The sequence below is a fragment of the Flavobacterium sasangense DSM 21067 genome (assembly GCF_000686885.1).
GTDB classification, from domain to species: Bacteria; Bacteroidota; Bacteroidia; order Flavobacteriales; family Flavobacteriaceae; genus Flavobacterium; species Flavobacterium sasangense.
The window spans coordinates 15221-30801 of sequence record NZ_KK366035.1 but is presented as its reverse complement, the minus strand read 5'-3'; the positions used below and the strand labels follow the sequence as shown (position 1 = coordinate 30801).

Sequence of the window (15581 nt, the reverse complement as noted above, 5' to 3'; positions counted from 1 at the left end):
TTGCAACTTCAAAATCAATAGAAATGAATTTAGATAACATTCCGCAAATAAAACATATCAATAGTGGTAACTTTTTTTTATTAGCAGGTCCATGTGCCATTGAAGGTGAAGAAATGGCCATGCGAATTGCCGAAAAACTTGTTTCAGTAACTGATAAATTACAAATACCTTTCGTTTTTAAAGGCTCTTTCAAAAAAGCCAATCGTTCTAGAGTAGATAGTTTTACAGGAATTGGAGATGAAAAAGCATTAAAAATTCTTCAAAAAGTATCAAGAGAATTTGGTGTTCCAACCGTTACTGATATTCATACTAACGAAGATGCAGCAATGGCAGCTGAGTATGTTGATATTTTACAAATTCCAGCTTTTTTAGTGCGTCAAACAGATTTAGTAGTGGCTGCTGCTAATACAGGTAAAACTGTAAACCTAAAGAAAGGACAATTTATGAGTCCAGAAAGCATGAAACATGCTGTTCAAAAAGTATTAGATTGCCAAAACGAAAACGTAATGGTAACTGATAGAGGAACGATGTTTGGCTACCAAGACATGATTGTAGATTTTAGAGGAATTCCAACTATGCAACAATACGCTTCAACGGTATTAGATGTAACACATTCGTTACAACAACCTAATCAAACTACTGGAGTAACAGGTGGTCGACCAGATATGATTGAAACCATTGCAAAAGCAGGAATTGCTGTTGGTGTAGATGGAATTTTCATTGAAACCCATTTCGACCCAGCAAATGCTAAAAGTGACGGAGCAAACATGTTACATTTAGATTACTTTGAAGGATTAATGACTAAACTAGTAGCCATCCGCAAAACTGTAAATCAATTTTAATTTTTTTATAACTTCAAATGAAACATCTATTTTTAATGGCTGTACTAACTTTTTGTGTTTTTTCACAGTACACCTTTTCGCAAGAAACAGTCGAAAATCCTGAAAAATTCACGAGTAAAAACAAAGGAAAATTCTATGTATTCTGGGGAGGAAATAGAGAATCTTATTCAAAATCTGATATTCACTTTAAAGGTGCTGATTACGATTTTACTATATATGACGTAACGGCTCACGACAAACCAAAAGGATGGCATCTAGATTATTTAAATCCTGCTCGAATGACCATTCCACAAACAAATTTAAGAATTGGTTATTTCATTACTAACCACTACAATATTTCTATTGGTGTAGATCATATGAAATATGTTATGTACAATGACAGAAGAGTAGATTATTCGGGTTACTATCCTAATGCTGGAAGTTATAATGAAAATCCAGTGGGCGATCAATTAACTCTAGATGAAGATTTTTTAACTTTTGAACATACTGATGGTTTAAATTATGTAAATACTGAAATTTCAAGAGTAGATGATATTTCTTCTTTATTTAAATTACCCAATACAGATAAATTTCAAATCAATGTAACTGAAGGCGTTGGTGCTGGTCTTCTTTATCCTAAAACCAATACAAAACTATTAGGAAAAGATCGCTATGACCAATTTCATATTGCTGGTTATGGTCTATCCGCAAAAGTGGGGTTAAACTTTACTTTCTTTAAATATTTCTTCATTCAAACCGAATTAAAAGGAGGTTATATTGATATGAACGATATTAGAACTACGAGTAGTAAAGCTGATTCTGCAGAACAACATTTTTGGTTCTTACAAAGAATTATTGCTGTAGGAGGTATTTTTAGAATATAATTAAATAGCATACAATATATAATCACGGATTCTTTTAGAGTTCGTGATTTTTTTTTACAAATAATTCAAAAAAGGTTTGGTCAACAAATTATTTATTATTTACTTTGTATTTCAAAGTACTTTAAAATGGAGAACGAAAAATATCTAAATGACATAAGCGAAATCAAAAATTTGATGAACAAATCGTCACGTTTTATTTCCTTGAGTGGTTTGTCTGGAATTTTAGCAGGCGTTTATGCTATAGTTGGTGCATGGTTAGCTTACAAAACGATTTACTTTGACACTTCAACAATGGGTGCTTATCGCGATTTAGTTATTTCAGAAGAGGCCGTGATTCGTTTGTTGGTTATTGCAACTTCTGTTTTAGTATTATCGATTGCAACTGGAATTGGATTAAGCATTCGAAAAGCCAAAAAAAGTAATGAAAACGTTTGGAATACTGCTTCTAGAAGACTGGTTATCAATTTCATGATTCCATTAGCAACAGGAGGATTTTTCATTATCTTTTTAATCGAAAAAAACATGTTTGGACTCATCGCTCCCCTAACCTTAATATTTTACGGATTAGCTTGTGTAAATGCTAGCAAATATACGATTGGCGATGTTCGCTATTTAGGAATTACGATGATTGCTTTAGGTTTATTATCGACTTGGTTCTTAGGTTACGGATTGTTGTTCTGGGCATTAGGCTTTGGCGGTTGTCATATTTTATATGGAAGTTTAATGTATTTTAAATACGAGAGAAAATAAGATGTACTTTTTAATTGGTTTTAGTTTTCTTTTCCTCTTTAGCATTTATTGGCTAAGAAAGAAAAATATAAGCTACTTTAAAATAATTTTAATATCATCAATAGGTTTATATCTAATCTCTATTATGTCGTTACAGTATTTTGATTATGTTGATAAACGAGAATTGAAAAAATTTGATTTAAATAATAATGGTAAAATTGATGGAAATGAATATACATTTGAATATGAACAATTAGAAATGGATATCATCAATGACAATGGAACAAACCAATTTTATATTTTGGGTTATCCATTTTGCTTAGTTTACTCAATTATCGTAGTCTTAATCTTTTATATCGCAACAAAACTTTTAACCTTTTAAACCAAATCATGCTCAACATCATCCAAAATATCAACAAAGCCTTTGATCACCGAATTCGTTTGGGGATTATGTCGATATTGATGGTTAATGAAAGTGCGGATTTTAATATGTTGAAGGAACTTTTAGGCGTAACCGATGGAAATTTAGCATCACATACTAAAGCTTTAGAAGCCGAAAATTACATACAAATTGAGAAACAGTTTATTGGTAAAAAACCCAATACTAAATACAGTGCAACCAAAGAAGGTCGTGATGCGTTCACGGCTCATATTGAAGCACTTGAAAAATTAATCAAGAAAAGCTAACCTATTTTTTTATCCATTTACTTTGAAATTCAAAGTTCTTTTAAGTATCAATTATGAGAGATTTATTCATCGAAAAAATGTACGAAATCAGTAAAAAACCCTATCAAAGATTCTTTAAAAAAGGGAACGCTTGGGATATCAATATCAATCAGTTGATACAACTTCCTAATGATAGTTTGGGATTTCATTTGGGTTGCTTTTTGTTGAAATACAATTTTGAAATCCAACCCAAGCTAGAAGACCACGATATTATTCACGTGTTAACCAATACCGGAATTTCAGTTGTAGAAGAAATTGGTATGCAATATTATTTACTTGGAAACGGAAAAAGAAGCTTGTATTTAGGGATGGTAATTATAACAGGAACACTATTCTATCCTACTCGATTTTCCTATTTCAAACAACAATATCAAAGAGGAAAACAAGCACATGAATTCTACGGATTAGATTTTTTGAATATGCTTTCGGTTCCCATCTCAAACATTCAACAAACTTTTAATATCAAATAACATGAACAAACTCATTAACATTAGCATGACCATCGGAATTTTATTCTTTATCGGAATGGAAATTATCAAAAACATCTCATCAGAAACCAAAACTAAACTCTCAAGCTCATGGAAAAAGATTTTTTAAAGCTTCCACTTGCCATTCAAATGGCGATTGTTTCATTTGGAATTGGTTCACTATTATTACTACTTCATTTCGTATTTAAAGATTCAGATATAATAATACCCTTTGGAATTTATTATGTATTGATTGCATTTCTTGTGAATGGATTAATGCTTCTAAAACTCATAATTGATTGGATTATTGAACCACTAAATAGATCTAAAATTGAAAGACAAGCATTAATTCTATTTGCTAATGTACCTATTTCATTCGTTTATTTTTTAATTGTAATCTATACATTATAAACACATTAACTTAATAAAACTATAAATCAAACATCATGGAAACACAATTTCAACAAGAACCAAAAGTATCGTTCTTTCAAACCACAACCGCTAAAATGATCATGGTTGGGATTCTAACTTTAGTATTAATCATTCCACTAGCTTTAGTACAAGAATTAATCGTAGAACGAAGCCAACGCCAAAAAGAAGTCATTACCGAAACCACTGCTAAATGGGGAAATTCCGTTTATTTTTATGGTCCGATTTTAAAAGTGCCATATAAAGATCCAATGTCGGGAGCCAATAATTACGCTTATTTCTTTCCAGAAACTTTGAATAATAAAACCGAAGTTACCATGGTAAAACCTTTAGAAAGAAGCATTTACAAATCGAATGTATTTACTACCAAAATGCAATTTGATGGCAATTATACCAATCTAAATTTCGCTTCAAAAGGAATTCCTGCCGAAAACGTTTATTGGAATCGTGCTAAAATTTTGATTCGTACGACCAACTTAAAAAGTCTAAAAGACGAAGTAAAAATGAAAATAGGCAATCAGAACTTGGCTTTTGAATCGGTAGCAAGCAGTTCAAATGATAGCATTGAAAGCCTGGAAACCAATTATTTTGATTACCAAAGTTTACAAAACGAAGCAAAATTCAACTTCACCATTTCGTTCAACGGAAGCAAACAAGTAAAAATGGTTCCGATTGGAAAAACAACCGATGCTAAAATGACTTCGAACTGGAATTCGCCCAACTTTAATGGAAACTTCTCTCCTATTTCAAGAAATATTACCGATAACGGCTTTGAAGCGAATTGGAAAATATTACATTTTAATCGACCATTTGCACAAAGCTATTTTGATATTTTACCTGAATTAGGTAAATATGCTTTTGCGGTAGACTTTATTACGCCAGTTGATGAATACCAACAAAGTGAACGCGCTTCTAAATATGGGTTCTTAGTAATTGGGTTAACTTTTTTAATCTTCTTTTTAATTCAATCGATTAGTAAAATCAACATTCATATTTTTCAATATTCAATGATTGGAATTGCGTTAATCATGTTTTACACTTTGCTGATTTCTATTACTGAACACAGTTCGTTTTCCTTTGCTTATTTGGTAGCTGGAGCTTCGGTAATTGTTATGATTTCGCTCTACTCAATTTCCATATTAAAAGATAAAAAGTTTCCGATGTTCATTGGCGCTTCGTTGAGTGTTTTATATACTTTTATTTATGTGATTATTCAATTAGAAGACTATGCGCTTTTGGTAGGAAGTATAGGGTTGTTCTTGATATTGGCAGCCGTGATGTATTTCTCAAGAAAGATTGAATGGAATAAATAAACAAAAAACCTCCGATTGAAGATTTTCAATCGGAGGTTTTACATATAGTATTAAATATTAATGTCCGCCTGAGATTTTACTTTCAAAACTAATCCCTTGAGCTTTTAATATTCCTTTTACTTTCCAAGCATAAAAAGCCAAATAAGCAAAACAAAGTACTCCAATAATATAACTTGAATGTATGGTAGTTTCGTCAGCAACTACTCCTTGTAACCAACTTACAATACCGCCACCCATAATCATCATAATTAAAAAACTACTTCCCTGACTTGTATTCTTTCCTAATCCACTAACTGCTAAAGTAAAAATACATGGCCATAAAGTACTACAGAATAAACCTACTGAAGTAAAAGCATATACACTAGTCATTCCAGTTGTAGCCATTCCAATTAATAAAGCAAGTATTCCTAAACCTGAGAAAATTAACAGCATTCGCGCTGGATTTCCTTTACTTGCCATATCAGCACCAATAAGCACTAAAATGATTAATGCATACACATAAAAAGGAGTTAAATCATGTTTTGCAATAGCATTAACTAATAAAAATACTCCAAATGCTAAATACGGTGCTATAAAACGTAATATCTTCTGTAAATCCATTTTATCGGTAAAAGCTTCTACAGCTCCTGTCCATCTTCCAATCATCAAACTTGCCCAATATAATGAAATATAAGGCGCAATATCTTTAGTTAAAAAACCCAAATCTTTTTCCATGTATGCTGGCAAATTACTTGCTGTAGATACTTCAACTCCTACATAAACAAATATGGCAATCATTCCTAAAATCAATTGTGGATATTTTAAAGCGTGACCTCTGTCATTAGAAATAGAATCATCCGAAGCTACAACAGCTTCAGGTTTATCTGGTAATGAAGAAAATTTTAGAAAAACAGCTACTAATAAAAATGCAGCACCTAATATCAAATACGGAATCTTAACACTTTCAATATCTAAAGTTGTAGTTTTCGAAGTAGCCGAACCAAAAATCGCAAAACTTACAATTAACGGACCAATTGTTGTTCCTAAATTATTAATACCTCCTGCTAAGGTTAAACGTTGTGAACCTGTATTTATAGGGCCAAGAGCAATAGCTAATGGATTTGCAACGGTTTGTTGAAGTGAAAAACCCAAACCTACTGTAAATAAACCTGATAACATTAATTCAAAAGAACCCGAATTGGCAGCTGGATAAAACAATAATGTTCCTAAAGCAGAAATGGTTAATCCTAATGCTAAGGAATTTTTATATCCTATTCGGTTGATTAAATCACCTTTAGTAAGGTAGGAAATAATCATATAAATAATTGAGCCAACGGTATAAGCTACATAAAAGGCAACCGAAACCAATTGACTTTGCCCTTGTGTTAAATCAAAAGCTTCTTTGAAAACAGGAATTAAAATATCGTTACTTGCAGCAACAAATCCCCAAAAAAAGAAAACAGTTACTAATGGAATGAATTGTGCCCAATTCGTTTTAATTTGTTTGGTATCCATACTTAATAGTTTATTGGTTGTTAGTATAAAAAGAAATTCATAAATAATCTTACAAATAATTCCTAAATATACATTTATTCATCCTTAATAAAATTGATTTTAAATAATTTTATTAACGAAAACGTTTTCGTAAAAGTTTATTAATTGTTTTATTAAAAACAAAAAACCCGATTTACATCGGGCTTATTTTATTTTGAAGATAATTCTTCTATTTTTTCATCTACGTAATCTTGTAGGTATTTGAAGCGTTCTGTCAATTTTCCATTTTCAGTAATTTTAGCTCTTTGTAAAATTCCATCTTTGTCTCCATTAAAGAAAGCTGGAATTACGTGTTGCATGAACATTTCACCAAAACCTTCGCTCGCATCTTTAGGTAACTCACATGGTAAATTATCAACCGACATTACCATAATTGACGCTGGATGTGTATAAGGAACTTCTTTGTGCTCACTAGCCAAATATCCGAAAAATGGTTCTGCAATTGTTGACGCTTTAAGAGTACAAGCCACTGGACCATCAACATCACACGAAATATCCGCAACCACTTGAATTTTATTATCCGCAGCACGAAGCATTTCTCGAGTTAAGATATCTGGCGAACCATTACCGTGAAAATGTCCAGCGATGAACATGTCGGCTACTTTCGTAAAACGCTCGAAATTTGATACGTAATCTTGAGGATTTTTATAGAAATCATTATTATCTAAAACCTGCCCATCCTTGCGTTTGTTGTAATCTAACACGTCAATTTGGGTGTAAACAGGTTCTGTATATTTTTTGTTTAAGAAATCTTCAACGCTAACTTCTTTGATTTTGATTCCGTCTAAAATTTCTTTTGCTCCCATTCCTACTTTACCGTGACCAGTAAGCACAATTTTAATGTTTGGAAGTGTTTGACGCTTTAAACGTGCAATCAAATCTTCTTTACCGCTCAATGTTTCCGCTTTTGGTAAAGTAAATAAATCATATTTAATTCCGAATCCTCTGAAACCATTATAAGCACCAACCAAACCAGCATAACGACCAAAGCCAATTAATCTGTGATTAGAAGCATTTACAATTGTTTCATGATCGTATAATTCGATATTTTTAGCTAAAATTGCTTGTAATAATTTACGGTTATAAGGTTGTTTTTTAATCGTATGTGAAAAGAAAAAGTATTTTTTATTTGGAATCAACGCATCAATTGGCACTTCTTTTACCCCAAAAAGTACATCACAATCTGACACATCAGTTGTGACATTAAGGCCTAAATTGCGATATTGATCATCAGAAAAAATACGAATATCAGAACTTTCTACTTTAATTTCTGCTTCAGGATGTTCTGATTGTAAGCGCACTAACTCTTCTGGAGTAAATACTACTCTTCTATCCGGTGGATTTTTTCTTTCTTTTATAATTCCAAACTTCATAACAAACAATATATTTAACTGAATATTGATTTAATGTTACAAATATAACTTTAAAGAAGCGACTATGCAAAGTTTTTTTAATTGAAAAAAAGAATGTAATTTTGGCTCACTTTTTGAATCACTTAGTTTTCATAATGAAAACCTCAACTGAACACTCAAAAACTGGGGTCGACTGGTTTTGACAGCGAGTGGAATTGATTAGTAAGCACGTCGAGCGTTGTATGTTTAGCTCGTAAATCCAAATGTACGAACTTATAAACGGCGAAAATAATTACGCTTTAGCTGCTTAATCTGAATTATAGTAAGATTTGCCTAGTTCCTACCAGGTAGGAAAGCTAGATTCTCCTCAAAAGCCTTGGTTTATGGCGGTTGGTTTAGGGGAACCGTAAAAGTAGACCTAGGAACGGTAATGCTTTAAATCCGTTCTGACACTGACAGAGCTAAGCAAAGAGTGGCGGTTTCTAGCCTTGCTCTTTGTCGAAAATCCAAGATGAAACTAAGCGTGTAGAAAGCTATTTGATTGCTTGTTTGGACCCGAGTTCGATTCTCGGCGACTCCACTTTTAAAAATCGTAATTACTTAATTTTAAAGTGATTACGATTTTTTATTTTAATTCTTCCCGATATTTTCCCAACAATTATTTTAAAATTTATTTACCAAAGAATATAATCCTTTTAAGCTGTTTTTAGCTTGTAAATTCCATTCTTGATACAATGGAAGCATTTCACAGAAAACATCGTTATATGGCTTTGCATAGCCTTCTTTTATCATAATTTCGTTCAAAACTCTACCATCATTTAAAATAAGATAGCCTAAATGTCTTCCATATTTATCAAATAAATTATTTTGTTCCTGTACTAATGTGCAATAATCACCCAAATTAACTTGATCTTTTAAAAAGTTAAATGATAAATAACCTAATTTGATTAATAGTGCAGCTGGAACTTGCAACTCTTTTTCATCTTGTTTTATCTTATTACAATAATTTATTTCGGGTGCATCAATACCTAAAAATCTAACTTCAAATTCCTTTTTTGAAATAATATCTTCTAAAATAATTCCATCACCATCAACAAACTTTACAATTTTGAGAAGGTTTTTTTTAATCGTGGTTTCTTTTGCGTTAAAATGCATTATTTTACTTTATTTAATACGTTGTAAATCAGTACTTTATGTTGTAAATTTAAATGAAATTTTTCACAAAACATAATTATTTTATTTAAGCTTATGGCTCAACAAAAAGGACATGTTAAATATGTCGGGACGTTAGGAGAAGTTCGTCACTTCAAAATTAAAGGTAACACTGGTTACTATGCAGGATTAAAAGGTGGACCAACAGGTGAGCAAGTAAAAACCGCACCGGGTTTTGTTCGTACTCGTGAAAACATGTCTGAGTTTGCAGCATGTGCAATGGCAGGAAAATCTGTTAGAATTGCTTTATCAGCTTTAATGAAACAAATGACTGATAGCCAATTTACAGGTAGATTAACTGCTATTATGAAAAAAATAAATATTGAAGATGGTTCAGAGGCCAGAGGACAAAGAGCTGTCTTGGTTTCACAACAGCCTCAATATTTAAGAGGATTGGATTTTAATAAGAACATTTCTTTTAATGGTATTCTTAGTGCTCCATTTACATTAACTGCAACAGTTGATAGAAACGAAAGTACTTTATCATTACCAGCTTTTAATCCGTTGAGTTTTTTAAATGTTCCATCAGGAGCGACACATTTTAGAATTATCAATGCCTTAGCTGCTGTATCGGATTTTGTTTATAATCCTGCTACAAGTGCTTATGAACCTGCCGAACCAACATTGAATGAGTTATCAGATATTGCCTATTCTGCTTATACTCCTGTTAATGCTGTGACTTCATTAATTGATATTACAGCAACTTTGCCAGGTTCTCCAACCTTAACAACTAATATTGCTGTTTTAGGTTGTGTTGGTATTGAGTTTTATCAAGAAGTTGGAGGAAATTACTACTTATTCAATGCAGGTAACGCAATGAAAGTTCAAGAAGTATTCTAAAAAGACCATCAGTTTGCAAGTTTGCAAAGTCTGCAATGTTGCAAAGTAAACCCTTTCGAAAGAGAGGGTTTTTTATTTTGCACTCATTTATCTATAATCCGCACTTATATAGGGGTTATAGTGCATTTAAGTACGGAATATCTACGAATTAAGAAAAAAAAGAACAACCGTTTTTTTATCCATTCCACAATCGCAAGGAAGCCCAAACCTTTCCATTCAAAAATCAACTTTCGGATTGGTTAAAATTTGAGCTGTTTTTTTTGAAAGAATGCCTACCGCTTAATATCAATCGGAGTGAAAAACGTCTGGCATTATTTTAAAAAAAATTGCACCCTAAGGGGTTTGGGGAAATGGGAGATTTCCCCTACTGAACTCTACCTAGTGCGCTGGCAGTAGCGAAACAAGGGTATAGTTTTTTATTTGCTTTATGGGGTTTTCTGATTGTTTTTATTGACGGCTTGATGCTAGATTGGTCTTTTTAAAATCGGGTTTGTTTGTTTATTGAATTGTTCTACGACATTGTATAGCATCAAGACGACTTAAAAACAATTTACTACCAATGTTCTGGCAAATAAAAAACTATACTCTTGTGGGCAAATTTGATTTTTGAGGATGCCTGACTTGTCTTTTGAAATGGGTATTTTCTATTTACTACAAATGTTGTTGTGTTACGTTATGGCATCTTCAAAAAACAATGAAAATACTGTACCGCTTTCGGGTGGGAGCGTTGGCTGAGCGGATATTTTACATAATGAAATTATAGTTCTAAAAAAAAACCATCGAAAATATTAACGCTTTTTTTTGAACTATAATGTTGCCTTCATTATGTAAAATAGCTTGGGAGTGGTTTTTAGCGTTGGGAAGCTCTTGTTTTTCGAGCGTTGGGAAAGTGCAGGGCTTTTTTTGCCTGTTTTATGTGCGATGGGGTTGGGAAAATAAAACAGGCAAAAAATGCTTTGCACAGCATGGGAAAAAAAAAGTGCTTATTGCTTTGGGAGAAAACCACTTGAGCGTTGGCAGAGCGTTGGGCTGGGTGGGTGAAAATACTTCAGCGATAGCGTTCCTATTTTTTTAATATTTGTTTTTACTTAATTATTAACGAAATGAAGCAAACAAAGAATTGATGCTAGGAATACTTGGACTAGGAGCGATTTTTGTGCAGATGAATGAGGTAATAAATATGAATATTATATAGATTTCATTGATTTTATCAAAAATGATAATTGTTGTTCGTTACTTGAAAAAATTTCATTCATATTTTGATGGTCAATTTGTGATGATTGTAATTGCTCAACAACCACTATACCTAAAGGAGGTCTAGAATCTTCATTATCTAAACGATATATAAAAAATGAACAGCTTTTCATTTTAATGTTTTTTAATGTTGAGTCTGAAATATTGCATAATTCCTTAACAGCATTCTTATAATCTTTACCATTTTTTGTCCATTGTGGGATGTTATAAATTTCAAAGATTTCATTTGCCCAGCCTAATGCAATAAAACCTTCATTTGAAGGATAACTATCACGCCCTTTTTTGTTGTATAATGGATTATTAGAATATCTGCCTAATAGTTTAAAAACATCACCATCATACTTATATACACTAACTCGACCACAGCCATTTGATAAATCAAAAAAACTTTTAAATATTATTCTTAAGTTGTCAGAACATAATTTATAATATTCCTTTTTAATTACTTCTAGTTTTTTATTTGTTATTTCTAGTTCTGAAACTAGTTCTTCATTTGTAATAAATTTTGATTTTATTTTAAAATTAAGATATACAGCTAAAAGAGCTAATGCTATACCAAAAAAAACTAACAAAGAATTTATATCACGCCAAGAATAATCTAAAATGATTAAATTGAAGGAATCACTTTTTATATCTGCAAGTAAATAAAAATAAGCAGATGAAACACCTAGGACCTCAGGTATATTTTTTTCAAATATTTCTTTAGTTTTTGGTAATATGAATAAAATTAAAATTGCAAATACAAAGCCTATAAAATAAAAAACATCACTACTCATCTAAAATATTATAATAATTTAACAACCAATTTTTCAATAACTTTTTTTACCTATTAATTATAATTCTATTTTCAACATCATATTTATAATTCACAATTTCTCCGCTTATAATTAATTGAATGGATTGTTCTATTACTTCTAATGGAGCTATAAACCATTCTCTTGGTGTGTGACGAATTTTATTTTCATCAAATATATCAATGTTTAAACAAGAGCTGCCAAAGAAGTTATGAAGTAGTTGTTCTAATTTTTGTGGGTTCATATTGTAGCATTTCCAAGCACTTTCTATTTTGACTTTAGCCATTAAATAAGTTGGTTCTTTTTCTGCATTTTTTATTCTTTCTAATACATCAACCTTTGAATATCCTATTTTAAAAAGGTTTTCTATTGATGCTATTTTTTCATCTTTACTCTTCGAACTTAATACATAAATAAATCCTGCTTCTTCATCTTCCTCAGTTATATTGCTAAACTTCTCAATAAAGCTTTCGTTTACTTTATCTATGTTTTCAGATACTACTTGACCATTTGCATACAATATCTTTTCTACCGACCTTTTGAGCATATTTGATACTGTACCATTTTCGAAAATACATCTTGTTCTTCCATCTTCTCGAACTCTTGTGCCATCTTCTCTATAATGTTCTTTCTTACTGATTTGAATTTCTTCTAATAAGAATAAAACTCCGTTATGAACATAATATGCACCCTCACGTAAGTTACCCATTTTGAAATCAACTAATTTTCTTTTGCCATTAGCTAAATCCTTTTGAATTTCCTTAAATAAATGTTCGTATTTATCAAAGTCTTTCAATGGTTTTCTTCTTGCTACAAAGTCTGTTGAAGCTCTTTCGTCTGTTTTGGGAGTATGTTTAAAATCAAATAAATCTGTATCATCGTCAAACAAATTAAATAAATCATCATTAAAAATATCATCAATTGAGTTTATCTCTTTTATTTCAAACTCTAACAAGTTATGAATATCAACATCTTTTAATTGTTCTTTCTTCTCTGGGTTTTCTCTAATTCCTTTTAATCTAGTGTATAGTTGATATTCTGATACGTTTGAAATGTTTGGTTGTGGTTCTCTTTTGTTTTTTTCTACAAAATCATTGATTTCTTGAAATGAAGTTAATAACCTTTCATCTGTTGTTTTTGCACCAGAAGATTTTGGTTTGACATTTAGAATATCAAACGGATCATTATTAAAAATATCGTCAAGTACTGAATTTTTATCCATTTGCTAAACGTTTTCTTTTTTCTTCTTTTAAATAAATAATACACTCTGCCATTCTTCTTTCTAATGGATCATTAGCATTAAGACTTGGTTCTTTATCATGTAATTTTTTAAATTCCACAATTTTGGGCCATAATATTTTGGCTTCTTCAAAGTCCATTTTAATACGAGTTGCTTCAATTGTGTCTTGGATAACTTTCAACACTTTTGTAGTAACTGATTTTGATAATATTTCATAAGCTTTTTGGAATGGATTAACGGCATCAATTAAGTCAATATGTATATCATCAATATTAATGAATTTATCTGCTAAACGAATAAATCTTTGGTCGCCAACTTCTTTGATTTCACCACTTTTAACTACACTATCAACCACTACATATTGTCTGATTTCTTCAACTTCATCTTCTGTTAATTCAGGATATTTTATTTTAATGATTTTTGGAATTAAAACTCTGTTGATTACTTCTGCATCAATAGACCCTGACATTGTTTTTAACATGTTATCATCTTGCAGTATTGTAGCTTTTAAGTCATTCAAATCAGCTTCTATAATATCTTTAACCCTTTTTGAACTAGGTTCTTTAAATCCTCTTACTTTGATTGTTCCCGGCTCTGCATCATCATCATTATCAAGCTTTGTTTTAAATTTGAAATTAGGTGCTAACACTTGCTCCATTAATAAAGATGCTGTAATTGCCTTTAGCATATCATTAGTGGCTTTCTTAACATCGTCTTGGATTGCTTCGGGTTGTGCTATTAAATTTGTAAATTGAGCATGCGTTTTATTATTGCTATCTCTAGTACATCTCCCTATAATTTGGATAATTTCTGTTAATGAACCTCTATAACCAACTGTTAAGGCATGTTCACAATAAGGCCAATCAAAGCCCTCTTTTGCCATACCTAATGCAATAATCAAATCCATATCGTCAACAGAAGAAATGTTTCGTAAATAGTTAACTATTTTATCTCTTTCTCTTGGTGTATCTTCAACTAAATCAGCAATTTTAATAATCTTTTTATCTGTATGTCTTTCAACATAAATAACTCCTGTTTCACTATCTTGTCTTAAAACACGACCTATTGCATCAATAATAAAATCTACTTCATTATGCTTGTCTTTTGTACTTTCTCCTGAGTTTACATTTGGAATATGAACAATAGTTTTTAAATCAGTATCTAACACATCAAGTATAGCTTCTGTATATTTTCCTGTGTAAAAATGATAGCCAATACCCAATGATTTTAAATAGTTATAACCGTTTAATTGTTCGTAATAGTTATATGTTACTTTAGTAAACTTTGCTTCGTTCTCTGGTGTTAAAATAGGCACACTATCACCTCTGAAATATGAACCTGTCATTGCTATAATATGAGCTGTTGACTTATTCATTATTACTTTTAATAGTTCTCCTAATCTGTTGTTTACATCGGCAGAAACGTGGTGAAATTCATCAATAGCTAATAAAGTATCATTTAATTTTGTTTCATCTAAAGTATCACAAGCAAAACGTAATGTTGCATGTGTGCAAATCAAAATCTTTTCATCGCTATTAATAAAGTTATGAAAGGCTTGTACTTTGCTACTGCTACCATCATCACCAGGTGTACAAAGATTATAATTGTCGTTTGGCTCCCAATTTGCAAAGAAACCATCTTTCATTAAATCAGTTTGAGAAAATGAACTACCAATTGAACGCTCTGGAACAGCTACTATTACCTTTTTAATGCCTTGATTTATCATTTTATCTAAAGCCAAAAACATTAATGCACGAGATTTGCCTGATGCTGGTGGTGCTTTTAATAATAAATACTTTGCGTCACGAGCTTCAAAGGCACGTGATTGCATTTCACGCATTCCCATTGTGTTGGTACTTGTGCTTTTACCTGTTTGATGGTATGATACGTTTACTAAATTTGGCATGTTTTATTTTTTTAATATTTTATCTAATAAATAAATAAACCCTTGATATTGCTGTGATTACGGTTTTTATTTACGATTTTA

The 15581-nt window shown here is 31.3% G+C and carries 16 protein-coding genes and 1 other RNA gene; 11 read left to right on the top strand and 6 right to left on the bottom strand.

Features of this window, described 5'->3' with window-relative positions; all coding sequences use genetic code 11:
• Nucleotides 1-23 precede the first annotated feature (23 nt).
• The 9 genes from kdsA (at nt 24) to creD (ending at nt 5369) form a co-directional block, all read left to right on the top strand.
• Nucleotides 24-842 carry a 3-deoxy-8-phosphooctulonate synthase gene (kdsA, locus tag BP92_RS0115160; RefSeq protein ID WP_026726804.1) on the top strand — a complete coding sequence of 273 codons (819 nt, stop codon included), beginning with the start codon at nt 24-26 and terminating at the stop codon, nt 840-842.
• Nucleotides 843-859: 17 nt separating this feature from the next.
• Entirely contained in the window at nt 860-1705 is an 846-nt protein-coding gene (locus BP92_RS0115155; protein ID WP_026726803.1) for a hypothetical protein, read from the top strand.
• Between the two features lie 126 nt (nt 1706-1831).
• Nucleotides 1832-2455 carry a hypothetical protein gene (locus tag BP92_RS0115150; RefSeq protein WP_026726802.1) on the top strand — a complete coding sequence of 208 codons (624 nt, stop codon included), beginning with the start codon at nt 1832-1834 and terminating at the stop codon, nt 2453-2455.
• 124 nt (nt 2456-2579) lie between these two features.
• On the top strand, nt 2580-2816 hold the full coding sequence (locus tag BP92_RS0115145; protein ID WP_026726801.1) for a hypothetical protein: 237 nt from the start codon (nt 2580-2582) through the stop codon (nt 2814-2816).
• A gap of 8 nt (nt 2817-2824) precedes the next feature.
• Nucleotides 2825-3121: a winged helix-turn-helix domain-containing protein gene (locus BP92_RS0115140; RefSeq protein WP_026726800.1), complete on the top strand. Its 297-nt coding sequence runs from the start codon at nt 2825-2827 to the stop codon at nt 3119-3121.
• Between the two features lie 53 nt (nt 3122-3174).
• Nucleotides 3175-3630, top strand: a complete 456-nt coding sequence (locus BP92_RS0115135; RefSeq protein ID WP_026726799.1) for a hypothetical protein — start codon at nt 3175-3177, stop codon at nt 3628-3630.
• Nucleotide 3631: 1 nt separating this feature from the next.
• Nucleotides 3632-3757, top strand: a complete 126-nt coding sequence (locus tag BP92_RS17455) for a hypothetical protein (protein ID WP_262486624.1) — start codon at nt 3632-3634, stop codon at nt 3755-3757.
• Entirely contained in the window at nt 3739-4038 is a 300-nt protein-coding gene (locus BP92_RS0115130) for a hypothetical protein (RefSeq protein ID WP_026726798.1), read from the top strand. Before BP92_RS17455 ends, BP92_RS0115130 begins: the two co-directional genes overlap by 19 nt.
• A 35-nt stretch (nt 4039-4073) precedes the next feature.
• Nucleotides 4074-5369, top strand: a complete 1296-nt coding sequence (gene creD, locus BP92_RS0115125; RefSeq protein WP_026726797.1) for a cell envelope integrity protein CreD — start codon at nt 4074-4076, stop codon at nt 5367-5369.
• 57 nt (nt 5370-5426) lie between these two features.
• Here the strand turns inward: creD and BP92_RS0115120 are convergent, their stop codons facing one another.
• Both BP92_RS0115120 and BP92_RS0115115 read right to left on the bottom strand, forming a co-directional pair.
• Nucleotides 5427-6863: an MFS transporter gene (locus BP92_RS0115120; protein WP_026726796.1), complete on the bottom strand. Its 1437-nt coding sequence runs from the start codon at nt 6861-6863 to the stop codon at nt 5427-5429.
• A gap of 188 nt (nt 6864-7051) precedes the next feature.
• Nucleotides 7052-8275, bottom strand: a complete 1224-nt coding sequence (locus tag BP92_RS0115115; RefSeq protein ID WP_026726795.1) for an NAD(P)-dependent oxidoreductase — start codon at nt 8273-8275, stop codon at nt 7052-7054.
• Between the two features lie 164 nt (nt 8276-8439).
• On the opposite strand from BP92_RS0115115, the gene ssrA reads away from it, so the two are divergent.
• Nucleotides 8440-8837, top strand: a transfer-messenger RNA (tmRNA) gene (ssrA, locus tag BP92_RS16980).
• Between the two features lie 80 nt (nt 8838-8917).
• On the opposite strand, the gene BP92_RS16530 is transcribed toward ssrA, so the two are convergent.
• On the bottom strand, nt 8918-9409 hold the full coding sequence (locus BP92_RS16530) for a thermonuclease family protein (RefSeq protein WP_051604508.1): 492 nt from the start codon (nt 9407-9409) through the stop codon (nt 8918-8920).
• A gap of 93 nt (nt 9410-9502) precedes the next feature.
• Here BP92_RS16530 and BP92_RS16850 point away from each other — a divergent pair, with 93 nt between their 5' ends.
• Complete coding sequence (locus BP92_RS16850) at nt 9503-10306, top strand: hypothetical protein (protein ID WP_051604507.1); 804 nt, start codon at nt 9503-9505, stop codon at nt 10304-10306.
• A 1187-nt stretch (nt 10307-11493) separates the two neighbouring features.
• Here the strand turns inward: BP92_RS16850 and BP92_RS0115095 are convergent.
• Genes BP92_RS0115095 through BP92_RS0115085 form a run of 3 tightly spaced genes read right to left on the bottom strand, consistent with a single transcriptional unit; the run spans nt 11494 to nt 15500 of the window.
• Nucleotides 11494-12336 (bottom strand): hypothetical protein, encoded by an 843-nt coding sequence (locus tag BP92_RS0115095; protein WP_026726793.1) that lies wholly within the window; start codon nt 12334-12336, stop codon nt 11494-11496.
• A 46-nt stretch (nt 12337-12382) separates the two neighbouring features.
• The gene (locus BP92_RS0115090) at nt 12383-13576 is read right to left on the bottom strand and encodes a GIY-YIG nuclease family protein (RefSeq protein WP_026726792.1); all 1194 of its coding nucleotides are present in this window, start codon (nt 13574-13576) and stop codon (nt 12383-12385) included.
• Complete coding sequence (locus BP92_RS0115085; RefSeq protein WP_026726791.1) at nt 13569-15500, bottom strand: DEAD/DEAH box helicase; 1932 nt, start codon at nt 15498-15500, stop codon at nt 13569-13571. The genes BP92_RS0115090 and BP92_RS0115085 overlap by 8 nt, the downstream gene beginning before the upstream one ends.
• Nucleotides 15501-15581 lie beyond the last annotated feature (81 nt).